This is a genomic window from Thermoactinomyces vulgaris, assembly GCF_005886755.1.
Lineage (GTDB): Bacteria > Bacillota > Bacilli > Thermoactinomycetales > Thermoactinomycetaceae > Thermoactinomyces > Thermoactinomyces vulgaris.
On the sequence record NZ_CP039710.1, the window covers coordinates 1,211,548 to 1,232,255 of the forward strand.

Genomic DNA, 20,708 nt, shown 5'->3' on the forward strand with positions numbered 1-20,708 from the left:
GGTTGTGCTCTTTCTTTACAGACATGAGAAGAGCATTATTTTTTGGGGAGAGGAGGGCTGTTTGTGTATTTAAAACGACTGGAGATGAATGGTTTTAAATCCTTTGCCGACCGGACGGAATTGGAATTTGTTCCCGGGATCACCGCCGTGGTCGGGCCGAACGGCAGCGGAAAAAGCAATGTGACCGACAGCATCCGCTGGGTACTGGGGGAACAAAGCGCCAAATCCCTGCGCGGCAATAAAATGCAGGATGTGATTTTTGCCGGCAGTGACACCCGGAAACCGGTCGGTTTTTGTGAAGTCTCGATGACGTTTGATAATTCGGATCACCGCCTGCCCCTGGATTATTCCGAAGTGACTATCACCCGGAGGGTTTACCGTTCAGGGGAAAGCGAGTATCTCTTGAATAAACAACCCTGCCGGTTGAAAGACATTCATGAGCTGTTCATGGACACCGGAATCGGGAAAGATGCCTACTCCATGATTGGGCAAGGCAAGATTGATGAAATTTTAAGCTCAAAATCCGAAGACCGCCGCATTATTTTTGAAGAGGCGGCCGGGATTGTCAAATACAAAACGAGGAAAAAAGAAGCCGAAAAAAAACTGGAGGACACCGAACAAAACCTGGCGCGCATCCATGATCTGATCCATGAAATTGAAAGCCAGGTGGAGCCTTTAAAAGAACAGGCCGATAAAGCCCAAAGATTTAAAGAATTGAAAGAAACCTTGAAAAATGTGGAGATCGGCTTATATGTACATAAAATTGAATCGTTGCACGATGAATGGGAAAAAGTGACGACGCAAGCGAAAAAATTGAAAAATACACAGGTTTCACTGGCGGCCGAAATCACAAAAAAAGAAACCGCTTTGGAAGAATTAAAACAAACACTGCACGAAGTGGAGACCCAATGGGAACAGGTCCAAACCCGTTTGATCACCATCAGCGAAGAGCTGGAAAAAGCGGAAGGACAAAAAGAAGTGCAATTGGAGCGGGTGAAAAACCGCAAAGAAAACAGACAACAATTAATTGAACGGATTTCCCTGTTGAAGGAAGAATTAAAGCGGTTGAAAAGCGAAGAAGAGCAGGCAGCCGGGGAACTGGAGCGGAAAAAACAAGAATTAAAGGAAAAGGAAAAAGAGCTTGCGGTATTTAAATTGCGACTGACGGGAGTCACCGGTGATGAGGGCGAGCAACTGCAATCATTAAATGAGAAGTGGCAGGCCCATGAGAAAAAATTGGTGGCTCTTTCCAGTGAAAAGCAATATACGAAAGATCACCTCAAACAGTTAAAAGAACGGGCCCGGTCGCTCGGTGAGACGAAAAAGCAATTGGAGAAAGAGGAAGAAGAACACGAAAAGCAATCGGAACAATTGGCCGCTTCAATCCATGAAGTGGAGCAGGCATTGAAACAGGCGGCGGATGAAGTGCGCACCCTTGCGGAAGAACGCGAACGGTTGGAAGAAGAAGAGAAAAAATGGACGGGGGAATTGCGCCAGGCCGAGCAGGTGTTTAACCGCCTCCGCTCCCAGTTGGAATGGATGAGGGAAGTGGAAGCGGAGCATCAAGGGTTTATGCAAGGGGTGAAAGAAGTTTTGCGTGCCCGTGACCGGGGCGTTCCTTCTTTGAAGGGGGTTCACGGGGCGGTGGCCGAACTCCTTCAGGTGCCGGAAGAATATGAGGCGGCGCTGGAAACCGCTTTGGGAAGTGCATTGCAACATATCGTCGTGGAAGATGAAGCCACCGGACGCGGCGGAATCCGGTATTTAAAAGAAAGAAGATTGGGACGGGCCACTTTTTTGCCGCTTTCTGTCATCAAGCCACGGAACATGGAGTCATGGGAATTGGACAGTTGCCGCCGGGTGGACGGTTTTGTGGGCGTCGGGTCCGACTTGATTCAGTATGATCCGCGTTACCAAGCATTGTTTTCTTATTTGTTGGGCAGAGTGGTTGTGACACGGACCCTGGAACAGGCCAATCAACTGGCGCGGATTTTATCTTACCGCTACCGGGTGGTGACCCTGGATGGAGACGTTGTCAATCCCGGGGGATCGATGACGGGAGGAAGCCGCAAACAAAGCAAAACCAATCTTCTGGGCCGAAACCGCCAATTGGAAGAATTGGAAACCCGTTTGAAAGATGCCGAAACAAAGGTGCGCCAAGTACAGCAGACCTTGGATGAGATCAACCGCCGCAAGCAGGAATTGGAAGACAAGTGGGAACAGGTCCGCAAACAAGGAGAAGAGCGGAGGCTGAGAGAACAGGAGCTGCGCAGCCGAGAACGCGAATGGTCTTTGGCCCGGCAAAATGTGGTGCAGAAAAAAGAAGAAATCCTGGCAGAGATCGGGCAGGTGCAAAAGCAAAAAGAAGCTTACCGTGCGCAGTTGGAAAACATCGACCGGGAAATCGCCGCGTTGCAAAAAGAGCAGGAAGCTCTTGAACAACTGCTGAAAGAGTCGCAGGAAAAAGCAAAAGAGCAGGCCCACACCCGGGAGGAAGTCAGCGAAAAAATTACGGAATTGCGCATTCAAGTGGCCCAAGTCAGCCAGGAGATCACAAACTTGGAACAAAACTTGCATCGCACGCGGAAAGAAATCAAGCGGGTCACCGGTCAAAAAGAAGCGGCCGCCGGGGAACTGGAGGCGCTCGAAGACCATCAGGAGAATAACCAGGTTCAAATGGACCGGTTGGAAGAAACCATCCGGCATCTCAAAGAAAACAAAGAGCAAGTCCAGATGCAATTGAATGAAATCCGCAAGCGGCGTGAACAGATGTTGCTCATGCGGGAGAGCCAGGAAAAAGAAGTCAGACAGATGCAACAGTCGCACCGGCAACAGGAGCAAGATTTGCATGAATTGGAAGTGCGCGGCAACCGCCTGGATGTGGAATTGAATCACCTGTTGAACAAGTTGGCGGAAGAATATGAGATCAGTTTCGAACGGGCCAAGCAACAGTATCCCGTCCCGGAAGAACCCAAACAGGCGGAAAAGGAAGTCCGTTCACTGAAAGGAAAAATCGCCGCCCTCGGCGATGTCAACCTGGGAGCGATTGAAGAGTATGAACGGTTGAAAGAACGTTACGACTTTCTGAAATCGCAAGAAACCGACTTGCTGGAAGCCAAAGAAAAACTTTTTGAGATTATCCATCAATTGGTTGAAGAAATGGGCCGGCGGTTTGAAGAAAGTTTTGAACTGATCCGCATCGAGTTTCAAGATGTGTTTGTGAAAATGTTTGGCGGCGGCCGGGCCGATTTGAAACTCAGCGAGCCGGACAATCTCTTGGAGACCGGCATTGACATTATTGCACAGCCACCCGGAAAAAAATTGCAAAACCTGAATCTGCTCTCCGGCGGGGAAAGAGCCCTTGCGGCGTTGGCACTTTTGTTTGCGGTGCTCCGGATCAAGCCGGTTCCGTTTTGTGTGCTGGATGAGGTGGACGCGGCTTTGGATGAAGCCAATCTGACGAGATACACGCAATATATGCAGGAATTTTCGGGGGAAACGCAGTTTATTATTATCACCCATCGTAAACATACCATGGAAGGTGCCGATGTGTTGTATGGAATTACCATGCAGGAATCGGGCGTATCCAAACTGGTATCGGTGAAGCTGGAAGAGTATGATGATAAAGTGGAAGTTGCCGCCACAAAGGAATAATGCAAGAGATGGGAGGAACAGTATGAGTTTTTTCCGGAAATTAAAGGATCGCGTGTCCAAAAAAACGGAGACGGTCACCCAGAAGTTTGTGACCGGATTGAGCACGAGCAGGGATCAATTTGTCGGGGCCATCTCCAACCTGTTCAGCGGACGCAGCAAAATTGACGAGGATTTGTATGAAGAATTGGAGGAAATTCTCATTGGCGCCGATGTGGGGGTCCAAACCACGATGTACTTGGTGGAGCGTCTGCGCGATGAGGTGAAAGAGCGGAAAATCAAAGACCCCGTGGAATTAAAACCGCTGTTGTCGGAATTGATCGCCGAGATTCTCACGAAGGATGAAGAGGAACAGGGATTGCGGTTTAATGAAGACGGCCTGACGGTCTTTTTGTTCGTGGGAGTCAACGGTGTCGGAAAAACCACCACGATCGGAAAACTGGCACACCGGCTTAAGAATGAAGGGAAGAAAGTGGTGTTGGCCGCGGGAGACACCTTTCGCGCCGGGGCCATTGAACAACTGGAAACCTGGGGCCGACGTGCCGGGGTGGATGTGATCAAACATCAAGCCGGTTCCGATCCGGCGGCGGTCATTTATGACGGCATTCAGGCGGCCAAGTCCCGCAAAGCGGATGTATTGCTTTGTGATACGGCCGGCCGGCTGCAAAACAAAGTGAATTTGATGGAAGAGTTGAAAAAAGTTCACCGCGTGGTGACCCGGGAGGTGCCCGGAGCGCCGCATGAGGTTTTATTGGTGCTGGATGCCACCACCGGACAAAATGCATTGGTACAAGCGAAACAATTCCGGCAAGCCGTCAATGTTTCCGGAATCGTCCTGACCAAACTGGACGGCACGGCCAAAGGCGGAATCGTGATTGCCATTGACCATGAGCTGGGATTGCCCGTGAAATTGGTCGGGCTGGGGGAACAGGCGGATGACTTGCAGGAATTTGATTCTGAACAATTTTTGCACGCCTTGCTGCAGGACATGATGGAAGAGGAAGCTTCCGAAGGCTGAAAAATTTTCTCTTGCAAGGAAAAATCCTTGACATCGCTTTGGGTCTCCGATATATTATACAACCGTAAAGGTTATTGCCTTGACGGCGTTTGGGGGGATCACTCCCGTGTTGGATCAAACTACCCAAATGAATTTGCTTTATGATTTTTACGGCACGTTGTTGACGGAAAAACAACGTTCGTTGCTTGAACTATATTATGTGGAAGACTGGTCATTGGGTGAAATCGCTGAGCATCAGGGAGTCTCCCGACAGGCAGTCTATGAGGCGATTAAGCGAGCCCAATCCACCATGCTTGATTTGGAAAAAAGTTTGGGATTGGTGAAAAGTCACCTGAAACGGCAACAATTGATCGAAACGATCAAGAGCCGGTTAGATCAAATGCCAGAAGCAGCCAAAGCAATCGGGCCGTTGATCCGGGAGTTGGAGAAGCTCGATTAATCAGCCATGTGAGGAGGGGGCCATCATGGCGTTTGAAGGTTTATCGGAAAGACTGCAATCCGTCATGCGGAAGTTGCGTGGCAAGGGGAAAGTGACTGAAGCGGATGTAAAAGAAGCGATGCGGGAAGTCCGCTTGGCATTGCTCGAAGCGGATGTGAACTTCAAAGTCGTGAAACAGTTCATCGACCGTGTGAAAGAGCGGGCGGTCGGACAAGAAGTGATGAAAAGTTTAACCCCCGGCCAGCAAGTGATCAAAGTGGTGAATGAAGAGTTGACCCGGCTGATGGGGGGAGAACAAAGCAAACTGCATCAAGCCCAGAAGTCACCGACGATCATCATGATGGTTGGATTGCAGGGTGCCGGTAAAACGACCACTTCTGGCAAATTGGCCCGCTATCTCAAAAAGCAGAATCGCCGTGCCCTCTTGGTGGCGGGAGACGTTTACCGGCCGGCGGCGATCAGACAATTGGAAGTGTTGGGGGAAAGTTTGGACACGCCCGTTTTCTCCATGGGAGATCAAGAAAGCCCCGTGGTGATCGCGGAGAAAGGCGTCCAAAAGGCCAAAGAAGAAGGCTTTGATTATGTCATCATCGATACGGCGGGGCGCCTGCACATCGATGATGAGATGATGGACGAGTTGAGGCAGATCCGCGAAAAAATTTCGCCGCATGAAATCCTGCTTGTGGTGGATGCGATGACCGGGCAGGATGCGGTCAATGTGGCAGAACACTTTCATCAGCAACTGGGGCTGACGGGTGTGGTTCTGACGAAGCTGGATGGCGACACCCGCGGAGGAGCGGCTTTATCCGTCAAAGCGGTGACCGATTGCCCGATCAAATTTGTCGGAACGGGGGAAAAAACGGATTCGCTTGAACCGTTCTTCCCGGACCGGATGGCATCCCGCATTTTGGGAATGGGCGACGTGCTGACGTTGATCGAAAAAGCCCAGTCTGCGGTGGATGAGGAAAAAGCCAAAGAGATGGAACGGAAAATGCGCACCTTGTCTTTTACTTTTGATGATTTTTTGGATCAATTGCAACAAGTGCGCAAGATGGGCCCGCTCGAGGACATGCTTTCCATGTTGCCGGGAGCGGGGGCGATGAAAGGTTTGAAAAACGTTCAAGTGGATGAAAAACAGCTGGTGAAAGTCGAAGCGATCATCCGTTCCATGACGCCACAGGAAAAATCCCATCCGGAAATCATCAATGCCAGCCGGCGCAAAAGGATTGCACAAGGCAGCGGTACCACGGTGCAAGATGTGAATCGCCTGTTGAAGCAATTTAATGACATGAAGAAAATGATGAAGCAATTCTCCCAAATGGCAAAAGGCGGGAAGAAGAGAAAACGCAGAGGTTTTCCTTTCCCCTTTATGTGATAAACATCATTCTTGACTTTGATGAGGAGGTGAAAAGTGATGGCAGTGAAAATTCGTTTGAGAAGAATGGGAGCCAAAAAAGCACCATTTTATCGTGTGGTCGTGGCTGATTCCCGCGCTCCCCGTGACGGACGTTCCATTGACGAAATCGGATACTACAATCCGATCACGGAACCGGCCACAGTGAAAATCGACGAAGAAAAAGCCCTCTCTTGGTTGGCCAAAGGTGCGCAACCTTCCGACACGGTTCGCAACCTGTTCAAAAGAGAAGGGATTCTGAAAAAAGTTCACGAACAAAAACATGGCAAATAATGAAATGGTCTTGATCCGACAGGAGGACCAAGATGAAAGAACTGAAAGAACTGATTGAATACATGGCGGCGCCACTGGTCGACCATCCGGAAGAAATCCGGGTGGATGAAGTGGAGAAAGATGATGTCATCATCTACCGATTGTCCGTCACCAAAGAGGATTTGGGAAAGGTTATCGGCAAACAGGGACGGGTTGTGCAGGCGATCCGTTCCGTGGCCAAAGCTGCTGCCTGGAAGGAGAAGAAACGGGTATGGGTGGAAATCATGAATACTTAAATGTGGGCCGGATTGTCGGAACACATGGCATTCGCGGGGAAGTTCGTGTCCAATCCAACACGGATTTTCCAGAAGTCCGTTTTGCACCCGGCAGCCGGCTGATCCTCCTTCCTCCGCAAGAAGAGGAACCGATGGTGCTGACGGTGGAAAAAAACCGCATCCATCAATCCGTTTATTTGGTCAAGTTCCGCGAATGGGACAATATCAACCAAGCCGAACCTTTCAAAGGAGGACGATTGGTGGTCCATAAAGAAGATCAGGTGCCTGTCGATGAAGAAAGTGGAGAATATTATTTCCACCAGATTGTCGGCCTGACGGCTGTCACGACCGATGGACAAGAACTGGGCCGGGTCAAAGAAATCTTGCCGCTTCCGGCCAATGATGTTTGGGTGATTCAGCCGGCCGATCAGAAAAAAGACATTTTGATTCCTTATATTTCCGAGATTGTCAAAGATGTCGATCTCAAGGAAAAACGCATCACGATTGAGTGGATGGAAGGACTGGCGTAACCTTGGCACACATTCATTTCGATGTTCTCACCCTTTTTCCCGAGATGTTTGAAGGCTTTATGCAAACCAGCATGATTGCTAGGGCTCGTGAAAAAGGTTTGATCTCAGCGAATCTGGTCAATTTTCGTGAATATGCAACAGACCGGCATCGTACGGTGGATGACACGCCGTATGGTGGCGGCGGCGGCATGGTCTTAAAACCGGAACCGCTGTTTCGTGCCGTCGATGATCTGACACAAGGCTCACCACGTCCCCCCATCCTGTTGATGTCACCGCAAGGTGAAACCTACACGCAAAAAAAGGCCGAGGAATTGGCACAGCACTCCCGGTTGATTATCCTTTGCGGTCACTATGAAGGATTTGACGAGCGAATCCGGGAGCATCTGGCCACCAAGGAAATTTCCATCGGCGATTATGTTCTGACCGGCGGAGAATTACCGGCGATGATTTTAATTGACAGCATCAGTCGTCTGGTTCCCGGAGTACTGGGGAATGAAACTTCAGCGGTGACCGATTCTTTTTCCACCGGGTTGCTGGAGTATCCCCAATACACGAGGCCGGCGGATTTCCGCGGTCTCAAAGTGCCTGAGGTGCTGTTGTCCGGGCATCATGCCAAGATTGAAAAATGGCGGCGTGAGCAGTCATTGCTTCGGACTTGGCAAAGAAGGCCCGATCTTCTGGAAAAAGTCCCATTAACCGAAGAGGATCGCCGCTTTTTAAAAAAGCTGTCGGATTAGGATGGCGAAATTGTATTCAATTAGTGGCTGTGGTAAAATATCCCCGTTCTGGTCGTTCGACGGCATTGGACGGAGAGACTGATGAAAGGAGGTTTGGATGAGATGCGTCCAATCATTCGTGAAATTACCGAAGAACAACTTCGTAAAGATATTCCTCAATTCCGTGCAGGGGACACCCTCCGTGTTCACGTGCGCGTTAAAGAAGGACAACGGGAACGGATTCAGGTGTTTGAAGGCGTTGTGATTCAACGTCGCGGCGGAGGCATTTCCGAAACATTCACCGTTCGCAAAATTTCTTACGGGATCGGTGTGGAACGTACCTTCCCGTTACATTCACCGCGCATTGAAAAAATCGAAGTGGTTCGCCGTGGTAAAGTTCGTCGCGCCAAATTGTTCTACTTGCGTGAACGCCGCGGAAAAGCCGCTCGTATTAAAGAACTTCATCAAAAATAATAAGACAGAAGAAAAAGGGCTTGAGGATCAAGCCCTTTTCTCACATTGACGAGCCAATTGGGGGAAATCCAATGACCTCATATGTCCCTCGTACAGAGAAAAACAATCAGGAATACGGGAAAGGCGGAAAAGTGCTGGATTGGGTTCGTGCATTTCTGATCGCCGTTCTTTTGGCGGTGTTGATTCGTATCTTTGTTTTTGAACCTTTTGCCGTATCCGGTCCGTCGATGGAAGAAACGATGTATACCGGAGATCTGGTTTTGGTCAATAAGTTGATTTACAAAATGAGAGAGCCTGAACGAGGAGAAATCGTTGTTTTTCACGAAAGTAAAGACAAAGATTTCATCAAACGGGTAATCGCCTTGCCGGGGGAGACGGTCGAAGCCAAAAACAATAAAATTCTGATCAACGGGAAGATCGTGGATGAACCTTATCTTTCCGACCATATGCGCACCATGGATTTTGATGAGGTGCAAGTGCCGCAAGGCAAGGTTTTTGTTCTGGGGGATAACCGGTTGAACAGCACGGACAGCCGGGTGATCGGAGCGGTTTCGATGTCTCAACTGGTGGGAAGGGCGGAATTTATTTATTGGCCCGTTTTTGAAATGAAATGGTTGTGATTTTTTCAATTGAAGGAGCCTTTTTGAAAGCTCCTTTTCCATTTGACACCGATTGGAAAAATCCCCCTGTTGGCAACAGGATAGAAGAGGTGTGACGTACATATGACCATTCAGTGGTTCCCGGGACATATGGCAAAGGCGCGCCGGCAGGTTGAAGAGAAACTGAAGTTGGTCGACATCGTGTTTGAATTGTTGGATGCGCGTTTGCCGTTATCCAGTCGAAATCCCATGATGGATGAAATTCTGAAAGACAAGCCCCGTCTCATTTTATTGACCAAATGCGATTTGGCGGATGAACAGGCGAATCAGGCTTGGATGAAATATTTTCAAGCCCGTCGGATGCCGGTGCTTCCGGTTGATGCACAAACAGGGAAAGGGGTCCAACAGATTATTCCGGCGTGTGAAAAAATCCTGGCCCCGCTGTTCCAACAAAGAGAGAAAAAAGGGATTCAGTCCCGCAAATTTCGAGCGATGGTGACCGGAATTCCCAATGTGGGAAAATCTTCGTTGATCAACCGCCTGGCCAAACGTTCCGTTGCCGAAACCGGTGACCGGCCCGGGGTGACCAAAGCACAGCAGTGGATCCGGGTCGGAAAAACCATGGAACTGTTGGACACCCCCGGGATTTTGTGGCCCAAATTTGACGATCCCGTCACCGGCTTGCGTCTGGCGGCAAGCGGCGCCATCAAAGAAACGATTTTGCCGATCGATGAAGTGGCTTTGTATGTATTAAATTATTTAAAAGACCGGTATCCGGATCGTTTGAAAAAACGGTACAAACTGGAGCAAACGGAACAAGACGGAGTCACGTTGATGGAGGAGATTGGGAAAAAACGGGGGTGTTTGTTGCGGGGCGGAGAGATTGATTATGAAAAAGTGGCTGAGCTTTTGTTGCATGAGTTGAGAGTCGGTCGTTTGGGGCGGATTTCTTTTGAATTTCCGGAGGATTGGATCGGAAAAGAGGAGATGGGAAATGCAGGGGACGATCGCGGAAATTAAGAAATGGTTGGAGAAGAAAGAGAGGCTGAGCCCGCAGGAATTGGCGGAACTTCAAAACGATTCGCGGGCGGGTGTGCAAAAATTGGCGGCCCAATATATCAGAAAACAGGAACGAAGAAAAAAAGAAGAAGAACGCTTGGAACAAATGTGGCATTACGAAAAGAAATATCGCCAACAAGGAATCCGGATGATTGCGGGGGTGGATGAAGCCGGACGGGGGCCTTTGGCCGGTCCCGTGGTGGCGGCGGCGGTGATCCTGCCGGAATCGTTTCCCGTGGAGGGGTTAAATGATTCCAAACAAATGACACCGCAAAACCGGCAACGCCTGAAGGAGCGCATTGAGTCCGAAGCGATTGCCATTGGTGTGGGAATGGCGGATGAGCTTTATATTGACCGGCACAATATTTTGCAAGCCACGTACCATGCGATGCGAAAAGCCATCGAACAATTGCCGGTGAAACCGGACATGGTGTTGGCTGACGCGGTGACCATTCCGGATCTCGGCATCCCGCAACAAGCGATCATCAAAGGAGATGCCAAAAGCCATTCGATTGCTGCTGCATCCGTCATTGCCAAAACGGTTCGTGATGAGTGGATGATGCAAATGGCCGAAAAGTATCCAGAATACGGGTTTGACCATCATATGGGATATGGAACGCCGGAACATCTCAAGGCGCTTGAAGCGTTCGGCCCTTCACCCATTCACCGGAAAAGCTTTGCGCCGGTCCGCTCGTGTATGAAAAACACCGCCCGTCTTTTGTTGCAAGGAGAATCACGATGAGAAAAGACAAAAGAAAACAGGTCGGCCGGCTTGGGGAAGAGCTGGCGGCCCGGTTTCTGTCGGAAAAAGGGTATATCATCTGGGACCGGAATTGGGCAACCCGGATGGGAGAACTGGATATCATTGCGATGAAAGACGGGCAACTGGTGATTGTGGAAGTCCGGACGACCCGGAGTGCCAAATTTGGTTACGGTCTTGAGTCGGTCGGTTTCCGAAAACAACAAAAACTGCGACGTTTGGCGGTGCTGTATGTGAGCCGGCACCGTCTGCACCATTTGCCGCTTCGTTTCGATGTCATTTCCGTATTGTGGGATGAAGAAAATCCGCAACTGAATCATATCGAAGGCGCTTTTTAAATAATGAAAACCACCACTTTTCACGGTGAAAGCGGTGGTTTTTGTCAAACAAAGAGTCAGATTAACAGATGGAACAGGCGCGGATCGTTGTTGATTTCGATAAACGGGAACCCTTTCTTTTTCATCCGCTCAATGAGTGAAGGATAATCCTCCCGGTATTTCAGTTCGATTCCCACCAGTGCCGGCCCGTTGTCTTTGTTGTTTTTCTTGGTATATTCAAAGCGGGTGATATCATCATTTTCGCCGAGGACATCATCCAAAAACTCGCGCAAAGCGCCGGCCCGTTGGGGGAAGTTGATAATGAAATAATGTTTTAACCCCTCGTAAATGAGAGAACGTTCCTTGATTTCTTGCATCCGGTCGATATCATTATTGCCGCCGCTCATGATGCAGACGACATTTTTTCCGCGAATGGCTTCCCGGTAAAAATCCAGGGCGGATATGGCCAATGCCCCGGCCGGTTCCGCAATGATGGCATTCTGATTGTATAAGTTCAAGATGGTGGTGCAAATTTTTCCTTCCGGAACCAAAACCACCTCATCGATATTTTCCCGGCAAATTTGAAAAGTGAGCTCGCCGACATGTTTCACTGCCGCTCCGTCCACAAAAGGGTCGATTTCTTTTAATTCAGTAACTTTTCCGTTCTCAAAAGACGTTTTCATCCCCGGGGCCCCGGCAGGTTCCACACCGATCACCTTGGTTTGGGGATAAACGCTTTTTATGTAAGAACTGATCCCGGCAGCCAGTCCTCCGCCGCCGATGGCGACAAAAACATAATCCGGGGGTTGGTTCAGGTCATTCAGGATTTCGATCCCGATGGTTCCCTGCCCGACAATGGTGCGGTAATCGTCAAACGGATGGATAAAAGACATGTGATGTTTTTTGGCATAAGCCACGGCTTGATGATAAGCGTCATCAAAGGTGTCCCCGGTCAAAACCACTTCTACAAATTTGCCACCGTAATGTTTGACTTGATTGATCTTTTGCCTCGGTGTGGTGGTCGGCATGAAAATTTTGCCGGGAATTTTTAAATGATTGCATGAATAGGAAACCCCCTGGGCATGGTTTCCTGCACTCGCGCAAACCACCCCTTGTTGCCGTTCTTCCTCCGGGAGGCTGATGATGGTGTGATAAGCCCCGCGGATTTTAAAGGAACGGACCACTTGCAAATCTTCCCGTTTCAAATGGATTTGACAGCCGTATTTGTCGGACAAAAGGGGATTGTGCTCCAAAGGAGTATGCCTGCAAACTTCTTTGAGCCGCTGATTGGCAATGAGGATGTCCTCCACTTTGACCCGTTCGGTTCTCAGATCCAACACTTTGCTCATCTCAACTCATCCTTTGGCTAAGAAGTATTTAATGAAGTATTTTAGCACAATCCTCTCATTTTTGGGAATATTAAACGAAAATTTTAAAGAGGAGGACAGAAAAAAGAAAAAGCGCCGATGATGCGGCGCTTTCCACCGGTTAACAATGTTTGCAACGAAGCAGAACGGCTTCACCCGGTTTCAGACAAAGACGGTGGACTTTCCGGCATCGATCCGGGTGCCCGCAGGTGACCACCGCTTTGCTGTGTCCACAATGAACTTTGACGGCTTCTCCCCGTTCCAAAACACAAGTTTTGGTATGGTGTGCATGGTGGCAGCATTTGATCAGGACGGATTGCCCGCGTCTTAAATGGACAAATTTTCTTTTTCTTTTCTCCGGATCCAGTACAACCCGCCTTCTCCGGTGATGGCATGAACATGAATGGCTCATCATCTCTTCCTCCTTGTTGGAATTTGGATCCTTCGGATCCTCTATTAAGTTATGAAAAAACAGAAAAATTCGTTTGTATTCTTGTGGAGAAAGACGAAAGAAAGCGATGGATTGTCAAAATATAGTAAAATATGAAAAAATAGAGTTGGTTTGTCGCAAAGTGAGAAACAGGGCGGGGGTGAAAAAATGTACAGCAAATTATACAGTGCCAGTTTGATGGGCATCGACGGGTTGATTGTCGAAGTGGAAGTGGATATCAGCAACGGGCTTCCTGTCTTTGATATTGTCGGGTTGCCGGATTCTTCCGTTCGCGAGTCCAAAGAACGTGTCCGGGCTGCGTTAAAAAACAGCGGGGTTTCGTTTCCGCTGCAGCGGATCACCACCAACCTAGCCCCGGCTGACGTGAAAAAGGAAGGGGCCGGATTTGACCTGGCGATTGCCATTGGTGTGTTGGCGGCCAGCGGTCAATTGGAAGGGAAGCAACTGGATCGCTTGTTATTGATCGGCGAGTTGTCATTGGAAGGAGGGCTTCGCCCTTTGAGTGGGGTGTTGCCGATGGTTATGGCAGCCAAAAAAGCGGGTTTTACGGAAGTGATTCTGCCAAGCCGGAATGCGGGGGAAGGGGCACTGGTGGACGGGATGAAAATCGTGCCGGTGGATTCCTTGAAGCAGGCGATCGGTTATTTGCGCCAAGAATGGAGCCCTCCGGAAGTGTCCGGCGAAACAGAAGAAGAACCGGAACATTTTTTGGCTGACTTTTCGGATGTCCAAGGGCAGGCCCATGTGAAAAGGGCCATGGAAGTGGCCGCTGCCGGAGGGCATAACCTGATGTTGATCGGTCCGCCCGGTTCAGGCAAAACCATGCTGGCCAAAAGAATTCCCACCATTCTGCCGCCGATGGATTTGGAAGAGTCCTTGGAAGTGACGAAAATATACAGCATTGCCGGATATATCAAGGAAAAGGGAAGATTGATCCGCTTTCGCCCGTTCCGGTCTCCCCACCATACGATTTCCAGCGCCGGTTTGATCGGTGGCGGAGCCGTTCCCAGGCCGGGAGAACCTAGCTTGATGAAACAACACTAAGACAGTTCATAATCCGTTATGATGGCCTTGCTATTATTGCCAGACCCTTCTTTATTCACCACAATCCGCTTAAAAATCGAGTGAAGCAATTCTTTTCTTTCGCCTCTGGTAGCATGTTCCCAAACCTTGCTTATATCCTTTATCGCTTGTTGAAATTCTTCTTTTGATATATGGGCGACAGGTAAGCGCTGAGAAATCATTAATAATTCTTCTTTTAATTGTTTCTCCCGTTCACCATCTTCTTTTGTTCGTTCCCTCAGTTCATCCAGCGTGATGACATCGGCAGCAAATGCCTCTTGCCACTTTTTCCGCCTCTTTTTAATTTGTTCGATTTCCTTTTCAATTCGTTCCATTTCTTTTTTAGGATCATTGTCTGTTGGCTCAGGCGGTTCCGGTATTTCTTCTATGATCATTTCTAGTGAATTGAATAATGCTTTTTCTATTTTTGTTTCAGAAATGCCGGGAGCATCACATATTCCGGTGTTGTATCTGCCAGCGCATCGATAATAGAACACGTGGCCGCTGGCCGTCCAACTCATGTGGTGTTGATGACACATGGGCGGGTGACGGGTGCCCTCGATGCCATCAATGGGGTGACGTATAGCGGTTATTGGAAGGCGACCCACAATCTTGAGATTGAAGGATATGAACTGCTTACCAAAGAGACGTTGGCCGAAGCTCGCATCAATGAATTCCACCACGCTTGCGGGCAATTGGGGGTTCCTGTTGAGAACCGCCACATTGAATATCTGGACGATCCCACGACGGGGGAAACATTGACCTATGACGAAGCCAAAGCGGTCATCGAAAAATATATCGATCTGTATCCAGACGCTGACCACTATACCCTGAGCTATCATGACATCCACCCAGACCATGCCGCGGTAGGGCAAGCCCTCTTGGATCTGTACAATGACGGACGTATCCAATACAATGTTCGATTCATCATCAGTATGGCGACGCGGACGGACTATGAAAACCGCGGGGCAGCAATTCCAGACGGTGGATGGAAGGATGTGCCCACGGACGACACAATCAAACAGAAGGCCATCAACGCTTGCCGCTGTTACGCTGCCTGGGCGCCGAGTCTTGGAGCGTATGCGGTTGGCTATCACTCGGTTGCCGGACAGTTTGACAAATTCACGGCGAATTCGTTTCACTATCTCCATTTAGCGAATCAATGAAGGATGTGATCAAATTGGAAGCTGCCAATATCATTAAAACCTCAATCGCTTTTGCGGGTGGGGCGTTCTCATATTTGATTGGAGGATGGGATATGTCCACAAAAGCCCTGCTCATCTTTGTTATGATTGACTATGCGACAGGGATCATTGCGGCAACATCGGAGAAACGGCTAAACAGCCGTGTGGGTTTGCAAGGGATAGCGCGAAAAGTGGGTATTTTTTGTGTGGTGGCCGTGGCTCATATGGCGGATCAAATCTTAGGTGGCGGTAACGTCTTTAGGGACGGAGCCGTCACTTTCTATTTGGTCAATGAGATTCTTTCTATTTTGGAAAACGCGGGGAAAGCCGGAGTTCCTTTACCTGATGGGATGAGGGAAGCGGTTCAAGCTCTCCGCGAAAAATCTAACAACAAAAACAACTACCTCAAGGAGCGTGATCACTGATGGCATACTTGATCGCATTGTGTGATGGTCATGGTCAAGAAACACCTGGAAAACGCACGCCGCCGATTCCGCGATTGGGCGGTCGAGTCATCAAGGAAAATGAATTCAATCGCGAAGTAGTGAAGTTTTTGGATGTGGAGCTGCGCCGCTGTGGGTTCCGCACTCTCTTGGTCGCACCAACCGATGCTGACACGCCATTGAGCGAACGGACTAGAAAAGCAAACAGCGCCGGGGCACATCTCTATGTGAGCTGCCATTACAATGCCGGAGGTGGGGAAGGTCTTGAAACCTTCCACTACCCCAGAAGCACCAAGAGCCAGAAAGCTGCCCAAATCATCCATCGCCACTTGATGGCATCCGGCGTAAAGCGTAAAGACCGCGGCGTGAAAACCGCCAACTTCCATGTCCTGCGTGAAACCCGCATGTCTGCCGTATTGATTGAGTATGGTTTCATGGATGATCCGGGATTGGACGAAGCGGCGCAAATGATCGATCCGAAAGTGCAGAAAGCCTTTGCGGTCGCGACGGCCAAAGGAATTTGCGAGTATTTCGGCGTGCGCTATGTTCCCGAGACCCAGCCGCAACCGAAACCGATGTATCGTATCTTTGCAGATGGAAAATTCGTTGTAGATACTGCTTATGTCTCGAAAATCACACAAGCTGTCGAAGATGCTGTAAACAAGCAAGTGAAGAAGATTGAAATGTTTCAACGAGATTAAGTGTGATTCGAATTACTCCCGTTGACAATTGTGCGATCGAATAGCACATTGAAGAAAAATAAATCAGAAATAGCTGGCCACTACGGCTGGCTATCTTCTAATAAAGAAAGAAGAAAATCCTTGTTACACAAGCGCAGAATGGTAAGGAGCGATCGGATTGAATTGGCCTCAGATCATTATTTTGACTCTTGGTATTTTTTTTATGTTATACGGTTTTATCTATAATGAAAAAAAACATAGGAAAACTAGAAAGTACGGTTATACTTTTGGCGATATCTTATTGGCTTTGTTAAAAGAATTGCCTTGGTATTTTACAAGTATCTTCTCAATTGTGATTGGGCTCGTATTAATTATTGTTGCGATTTTCATTATCACAAACTAAGAACATTGTTCAAAATTTATGGGCCTCCCTTCGGGGATGGCCCTTTTTTTATTTGCTCAAACAAACATTCGCAAGCAGAAAGGAAGGGGATTATCGTCAGAGTCTGCGTCTAAAAGCAAAAAGACTCACACAGGGTGATCGGAGAGGGTCTTAACCTAATGTTTTTTAATGGGCATTTGCAATCCGCTCGATAAGATTTCTTGTGTAACGGAAAAGTCTGTGAACCTCCAATATATACAATAACCATAGGAGGTTTTGTGGTTGGAGCTTCTCATGGGAGAAAAGTGGGCAAGCGGAAGAAAGTATCGTGACATGACCGAACAACTAGAATGGGGGAAAGCTAAAGAAAAACCCCGACCCAAAGTCATACGCATCGGTTAAGCGCCGACTTTTCTGACCGAGGTAATTTACACGGGATTTCGTACTAGATTCATTTCATTTTAGTTCAATCAAAAACCCCCGCTTAACTGAACAGTGGTTCATTCGATTATGTTTCCAAATTCAAGCGTTTCAGATCTTCCAATGTTTGCTTAATGTTTGAAGCCAGATTCTTCTTTTCCTCTTCTGGCAACCACTTTTCCAAATTCTTGTCAATCGTGAATTCCATTAGTTCCTTTTGAATTTCTCCTAAGTAGTGAACGGCTCGATTTCCATGTTTCATCAGCCAACGAGCCAACTCAACCTTGATCATGATCTCTTTGCTGGAAGTATGACTGTAATCTCTTAATCGCTCCAAGATGTAGGTGACCAATTTTTCGACCCTTTGGCCTCCTGCGTCATATTTCATCACTTCGTTCGTTATTTTTTCCTTAAACCACTCGCGATCAAATTTTTCCAAGGCTTCATCCTGGATATCAATTGGAGGTATATCACGAAGAATTCGCGCAGAATTTCGAGGCCACTCAGAAGACCCACACATGAGAAAATTTTCTCTGTAACTAATTCTCCCGCCCCTTTCATACAATTTTATGATTGGTTCATACAGATCATAAAATTTAAGGGCTACGGGCTCCTCTTGGTCTAACAAGTAAGCCCATTCCAGATAAAACGTACAAACTGAATATGCAGTCCCATATATTTCGTTTAATTCCGTGCAGTATTCTTCAATATCTATAGGCAAATTAGCGTCTATTGCATCAGATGCACTAAAAACCGCAATTCTTCGATCAGGATTTTTATTAATAAAATCCAAAAACTGATTACCTCTTCGGATATATTCCTTAAGTAATAATTCATGTGAAGGCCTATATACATCTTCATAATCCCAATTAATCATACGAATTCGACTTCTCGCAGCTTCAAAGAATTTCCCCATTTTCTCCCACCTCAAAATATCAATCTTAAATTTGGTTTAAATCCTGGAAAATCTCCTGGTTGGGCTGGAGCCAGATCATGAGCACCTGGTGGGTTTTTGGTAAACCCTTTACCAGGCTCAAAAGACTGAATATCCCGATAAGGCATCCCTTCTTGCATCATTTTGCTTTCTGCCAGTTCATGATCAGCCAATTGTCGGAACCAAGCTTTTTCATCTGGTGTCAGTTCCCTTTTCAGAGCTTGTTCCCACCCATATGCAATGTGAATATCTGGATTAAAATATCCTTTGTAATAATACTTCCCGTTCTCTTCTGCCAAGTTGACATGTTCCGTCAAAAACAAGTGTGATTTTAATTGTTTTGCCTCTTCTACACTAAGTCCTGTATTTTTAGCAAATGTATCGATCTCCTCCTTATCCAATCCGGTCGACCTTAATCTTTCATAGGTCTTCAGCGCGATCTCTTCCTGTTTAAATTCAGGAAACCATTCAGGTTTAGGGCCCCTGGGATCAATTTGCTTAGGTGTTTTGACTTCAATCGTATATTTTTCCACATTGGGAGTCTCTGGTCCTTTGGATCCACTACCTTTACCATTCGATGCAAACTTCTGTAACCAAGCACCGAACTGGGTATCTTCTATCTTGGTTTGGCCAAATTTTATCGAAGGGAATGGTAGGTTGCTACCTGCGGATGCTAAAACTTGCATCTTGACAGTCGGCAAACTGATTTTGTTAATGCTGGTCACAATCGAATCAAAGTTATTTGAGAAGAGCCATCCTCCGTATGAAAGCAGCCCGCCGACACCAATTGCGATTAACGTATTTTTAACGTTGATTTTTCCTGTTTTAAAAAAATCAAATACGCTTTGCTCAACTCCCGCGCCCACAGATCCTTTAACTACAGTAGGCAGCCACGGGATTTTGCTGCCGAGCCAAGTTACGAAACGGGCACCGCCGATCAGCTCTCCAAAAAGTCCCCCGATTCCTCCGGCAATGCATCCAAACAATGTATCGGTCAGCATCTCCATGCTCATAAATTCATTGCCCGAAAGCCATGAAGTGAGTCCGCCAAAACCCCCACCAAGTAATATTCCATAACCAACGAAGGATAGAATTTGGGGGGAGATCGTAAAAGACAAAATGGTGAGTGATGATCCGGCTGCAATTAAGGCAGCTGCTGTTGAAATTAACCAAACGGCAAAAACAACCAATACGATGATTAATAGCAGCACAATGATTTTTTTGTAATTCGCTTTGATCCAATCCCAAGCGGCGGCGAGGGTATCCACGACCACTTCGGTGATCTTGGACAACACGCCCACAAACCAATCCCTCAGGGCGGACGTTTTTTCCTTCGTCCATTCCCATGAGTCGGAGATCTTGTCCGTTGTCCATTCCCACGCGCTTTTGAATGGCTGGGTGACTTTGTCCAAGAAACCTTGTTTTTCCTCAACGGATGGTGGAGAGGGAAGTTCCTGCTTTTGGGGTGGGGTTTGCTTGAACTGATCGAATTGATCGTTTACCTCTGGAACGTCAAAGCCACCTGTGGCATGTACCGTTCCAACACCCAAAATACCCAATCCCACGTAAGCGATCAACAAGATGATAAGGGTTCGATAGAATTGACGCATAGGTTACGCTTGGGAACAAGCACCGATTGGCTTCGTTACCCAAGGCGACTTCTCCTCCCTTCATTAAATTAATTTGGAAGAAAAATAGGACAGGAATGGCAGAAGCCAACACTGTCCCAAAACCTATTGACTCATCTACTTTTGGTATTATAGTTGGATTCTTTTTTTAATTTCAAGTTTTTTAGTCTAGATTATAACTGGAAAATTTGTTACATTTAGAAATTGATCTTCGTAATACTACAGTTAAACTGGTTGGCGAATGGCTTTGTGTTGATAAAGTGTTATTGATGAACATATTTATACCTACTTGGATTTATTGGTTCTAATAAAGTCAATAATTTCTATTTTTTCTTGCCTCGCTAATTCGGATAACAATTGGAGATTGAATTCATCTGTTATGTTTTTCTTATAAATAAGGATGGCGTCTACTTCGTGTATCATATTTATGATTTCAAATAGTCCGTCGCTAGAATTTAAATTCTCAACTACACCCGTTACTAATTCCCAATTTTGTTTCTTAACATATTCAATGAGTTCGTTTATAATAATTTCTACATTTTTTTGTTGCTGACAATAAATAACCACTCTCTTCATCCTATCACCCAATTAGATTACACGTCACAAACCCTTTATACAATTTACCATATAGTAGGGTTTTCATAAAATTGTTA

At 47.5% G+C, this 20,708-nt stretch carries 23 protein-coding genes; 17 read left to right on the plus strand and 6 right to left on the minus strand.

All coding sequences use genetic code 11. The features are described 5' to 3' along the window. Positions 1-63: 63 nt before the first annotated feature. The 13 genes from smc to FA954_RS06375 all read left to right on the plus strand — a co-directional run bounded on the left by smc (position 64) and on the right by FA954_RS06375 (position 11,525). Positions 64-3,654, plus strand: coding sequence for a chromosome segregation protein SMC (gene smc, locus FA954_RS06315; protein ID WP_037994832.1), 3,591 nt, complete (start codon positions 64-66; stop codon positions 3,652-3,654). 22 nt (positions 3,655-3,676) lie between these two features. Beyond that, entirely contained in the window at positions 3,677-4,669 is a 993-nt protein-coding gene (gene ftsY / locus FA954_RS06320; protein WP_121874234.1) for a signal recognition particle-docking protein FtsY, read from the plus strand. Positions 4,670-4,775: 106 nt separating this feature from the next. Continuing rightward, complete coding sequence (gene ylxM, locus FA954_RS06325; RefSeq protein ID WP_037995188.1) at positions 4,776-5,108, plus strand: YlxM family DNA-binding protein; 333 nt, start codon at positions 4,776-4,778, stop codon at positions 5,106-5,108. A gap of 25 nt (positions 5,109-5,133) precedes the next feature. Further along, a complete protein-coding gene (ffh, locus tag FA954_RS06330; protein ID WP_062843176.1) occupies positions 5,134-6,483 on the plus strand; it encodes a signal recognition particle protein in 1,350 nt (449 codons plus the stop codon). A gap of 39 nt (positions 6,484-6,522) precedes the next feature. Then, entirely contained in the window at positions 6,523-6,795 is a 273-nt protein-coding gene (rpsP, locus tag FA954_RS06335; protein WP_037997307.1) for a 30S ribosomal protein S16, read from the plus strand. 41 nt (positions 6,796-6,836) lie between these two features. Further along, the gene (locus tag FA954_RS06340; protein ID WP_037997324.1) at positions 6,837-7,070 is read left to right on the plus strand and encodes a KH domain-containing protein; all 234 of its coding nucleotides are present in this window, start codon (positions 6,837-6,839) and stop codon (positions 7,068-7,070) included. After that, positions 7,046-7,579: a ribosome maturation factor RimM gene (rimM, locus tag FA954_RS06345; protein ID WP_037997305.1), complete on the plus strand. Its 534-nt coding sequence runs from the start codon at positions 7,046-7,048 to the stop codon at positions 7,577-7,579. Before FA954_RS06340 ends, rimM begins: the two co-directional genes overlap by 25 nt. An 11-nt stretch (positions 7,580-7,590) precedes the next feature. Further along, positions 7,591-8,316, plus strand: coding sequence for a tRNA (guanosine(37)-N1)-methyltransferase TrmD (gene trmD, locus FA954_RS06350; RefSeq protein WP_082240754.1), 726 nt, complete (start codon positions 7,591-7,593; stop codon positions 8,314-8,316). Between the two features lie 102 nt (positions 8,317-8,418). Further along, positions 8,419-8,769: a 50S ribosomal protein L19 gene (gene rplS / locus FA954_RS06355; RefSeq protein WP_037997320.1), complete on the plus strand. Its 351-nt coding sequence runs from the start codon at positions 8,419-8,421 to the stop codon at positions 8,767-8,769. A gap of 71 nt (positions 8,770-8,840) precedes the next feature. Continuing rightward, a complete protein-coding gene (gene lepB, locus FA954_RS06360) occupies positions 8,841-9,389 on the plus strand; it encodes a signal peptidase I (RefSeq protein ID WP_062843177.1) in 549 nt (182 codons plus the stop codon). Between the two features lie 102 nt (positions 9,390-9,491). Then, complete coding sequence (ylqF, locus tag FA954_RS06365; protein WP_138614925.1) at positions 9,492-10,388, plus strand: ribosome biogenesis GTPase YlqF; 897 nt, start codon at positions 9,492-9,494, stop codon at positions 10,386-10,388. Beyond that, positions 10,363-11,169 (plus strand): ribonuclease HII, encoded by an 807-nt coding sequence (locus FA954_RS06370; RefSeq protein ID WP_121874236.1) that lies wholly within the window; start codon positions 10,363-10,365, stop codon positions 11,167-11,169. The genes ylqF and FA954_RS06370 overlap by 26 nt, the downstream gene beginning before the upstream one ends. Further along, complete coding sequence (locus tag FA954_RS06375) at positions 11,166-11,525, plus strand: YraN family protein (RefSeq protein ID WP_121874237.1); 360 nt, start codon at positions 11,166-11,168, stop codon at positions 11,523-11,525. Before FA954_RS06370 ends, FA954_RS06375 begins: the two co-directional genes overlap by 4 nt. A gap of 56 nt (positions 11,526-11,581) precedes the next feature. Here the strand turns inward: FA954_RS06375 and ilvA are convergent, their stop codons facing one another. After that, on the minus strand, positions 11,582-12,853 hold the full coding sequence (gene ilvA / locus FA954_RS06380; RefSeq protein WP_121874238.1) for a threonine ammonia-lyase IlvA: 1,272 nt from the start codon (positions 12,851-12,853) through the stop codon (positions 11,582-11,584). Between the two features lie 139 nt (positions 12,854-12,992). Further along, the gene (locus tag FA954_RS06385) at positions 12,993-13,283 is read right to left on the minus strand and encodes a hypothetical protein (protein WP_037997292.1); all 291 of its coding nucleotides are present in this window, start codon (positions 13,281-13,283) and stop codon (positions 12,993-12,995) included. A gap of 186 nt (positions 13,284-13,469) precedes the next feature. On the opposite strand from FA954_RS06385, the gene FA954_RS06390 reads away from it, so the two are divergent. Then, on the plus strand, positions 13,470-14,366 hold the full coding sequence (locus tag FA954_RS06390) for a YifB family Mg chelatase-like AAA ATPase (RefSeq protein ID WP_138614926.1): 897 nt from the start codon (positions 13,470-13,472) through the stop codon (positions 14,364-14,366). Here FA954_RS06390 and FA954_RS06395 read toward each other — a convergent pair. After that, the gene (locus FA954_RS06395) at positions 14,363-14,905 is read right to left on the minus strand and encodes a recombinase zinc ribbon domain-containing protein (RefSeq protein WP_138614927.1); all 543 of its coding nucleotides are present in this window, start codon (positions 14,903-14,905) and stop codon (positions 14,363-14,365) included. The genes FA954_RS06390 and FA954_RS06395 overlap by 4 nt on opposite strands. A 3-nt stretch (positions 14,906-14,908) precedes the next feature. Here FA954_RS06395 and FA954_RS06400 point away from each other — a divergent pair, with 3 nt between their 5' ends. Genes FA954_RS06400 through FA954_RS06410 form a run of 3 tightly spaced genes read left to right on the plus strand, consistent with a single transcriptional unit; the run spans position 14,909 to position 16,712 of the window. Further along, entirely contained in the window at positions 14,909-15,550 is a 642-nt protein-coding gene (locus FA954_RS06400) for a PIG-L family deacetylase (protein ID WP_244932713.1), read from the plus strand. A 14-nt stretch (positions 15,551-15,564) separates the two neighbouring features. Next, on the plus strand, positions 15,565-15,993 hold the full coding sequence (locus tag FA954_RS06405; RefSeq protein ID WP_138614929.1) for a phage holin family protein: 429 nt from the start codon (positions 15,565-15,567) through the stop codon (positions 15,991-15,993). Further along, positions 15,993-16,712 (plus strand): N-acetylmuramoyl-L-alanine amidase family protein, encoded by a 720-nt coding sequence (locus FA954_RS06410; protein WP_138614930.1) that lies wholly within the window; start codon positions 15,993-15,995, stop codon positions 16,710-16,712. The genes FA954_RS06405 and FA954_RS06410 overlap by 1 nt, the downstream gene beginning before the upstream one ends. Before the next feature lie 869 nt (positions 16,713-17,581). On the opposite strand, the gene FA954_RS06415 is transcribed toward FA954_RS06410, so the two are convergent. The 3 genes from FA954_RS06415 to FA954_RS06430 all read right to left on the minus strand — a co-directional run bounded on the left by FA954_RS06415 (position 17,582) and on the right by FA954_RS06430 (position 20,622). Continuing rightward, a complete protein-coding gene (locus FA954_RS06415) occupies positions 17,582-18,409 on the minus strand; it encodes a hypothetical protein (protein ID WP_138614931.1) in 828 nt (275 codons plus the stop codon). Between the two features lie 11 nt (positions 18,410-18,420). Next, positions 18,421-19,977, minus strand: coding sequence for a hypothetical protein (locus FA954_RS13815; RefSeq protein ID WP_217496815.1), 1,557 nt, complete (start codon positions 19,975-19,977; stop codon positions 18,421-18,423). A gap of 363 nt (positions 19,978-20,340) precedes the next feature. Continuing rightward, positions 20,341-20,622: a hypothetical protein gene (locus tag FA954_RS06430; protein WP_175413179.1), complete on the minus strand. Its 282-nt coding sequence runs from the start codon at positions 20,620-20,622 to the stop codon at positions 20,341-20,343. Between the last annotated feature and the right edge of the window lie 86 nt (positions 20,623-20,708).

Bases quoted from the DNA above. Each gene is read 5' to 3' on its own strand.
- ftsY (WP_121874234.1), top strand. From the start codon at position 3,677: ATGAGTTTTTTCCGGAAATTAAAGGATCGCGTGTCCAAAAAAACGGAG.
- ffh (WP_062843176.1), top strand. From the start codon at position 5,134: ATGGCGTTTGAAGGTTTATCGGAAAGACTGCAATCCGTCATGCGGAAG.
- rpsP (WP_037997307.1), top strand. From the start codon at position 6,523: ATGGCAGTGAAAATTCGTTTGAGAAGAATGGGAGCCAAAAAAGCACCA.
- rimM (WP_037997305.1), top strand. From the start codon at position 7,046: ATGGGTGGAAATCATGAATACTTAAATGTGGGCCGGATTGTCGGAACA.
- rplS (WP_037997320.1), top strand. From the start codon at position 8,419: ATGCGTCCAATCATTCGTGAAATTACCGAAGAACAACTTCGTAAAGAT.
- lepB (WP_062843177.1), top strand. From the start codon at position 8,841: ATGACCTCATATGTCCCTCGTACAGAGAAAAACAATCAGGAATACGGG.
- ylqF (WP_138614925.1), top strand. From the start codon at position 9,492: ATGACCATTCAGTGGTTCCCGGGACATATGGCAAAGGCGCGCCGGCAG.
- FA954_RS06370 (WP_121874236.1), top strand. From the start codon at position 10,363: ATGCAGGGGACGATCGCGGAAATTAAGAAATGGTTGGAGAAGAAAGAG.
- FA954_RS06375 (WP_121874237.1), top strand. From the start codon at position 11,166: ATGAGAAAAGACAAAAGAAAACAGGTCGGCCGGCTTGGGGAAGAGCTG.
- ilvA (WP_121874238.1), bottom strand. From the start codon at position 12,853: ATGAGCAAAGTGTTGGATCTGAGAACCGAACGGGTCAAAGTGGAGGAC.
- FA954_RS06385 (WP_037997292.1), bottom strand. From the start codon at position 13,283: ATGAGCCATTCATGTTCATGCCATCACCGGAGAAGGCGGGTTGTACTG.
- FA954_RS06390 (WP_138614926.1), top strand. From the start codon at position 13,470: ATGTACAGCAAATTATACAGTGCCAGTTTGATGGGCATCGACGGGTTG.
- FA954_RS06395 (WP_138614927.1), bottom strand. From the start codon at position 14,905: ATGAGTTGGACGGCCAGCGGCCACGTGTTCTATTATCGATGCGCTGGC.
- FA954_RS06410 (WP_138614930.1), top strand. From the start codon at position 15,993: ATGGCATACTTGATCGCATTGTGTGATGGTCATGGTCAAGAAACACCT.
- FA954_RS06415 (WP_138614931.1), bottom strand. From the start codon at position 18,409: ATGGGGAAATTCTTTGAAGCTGCGAGAAGTCGAATTCGTATGATTAAT.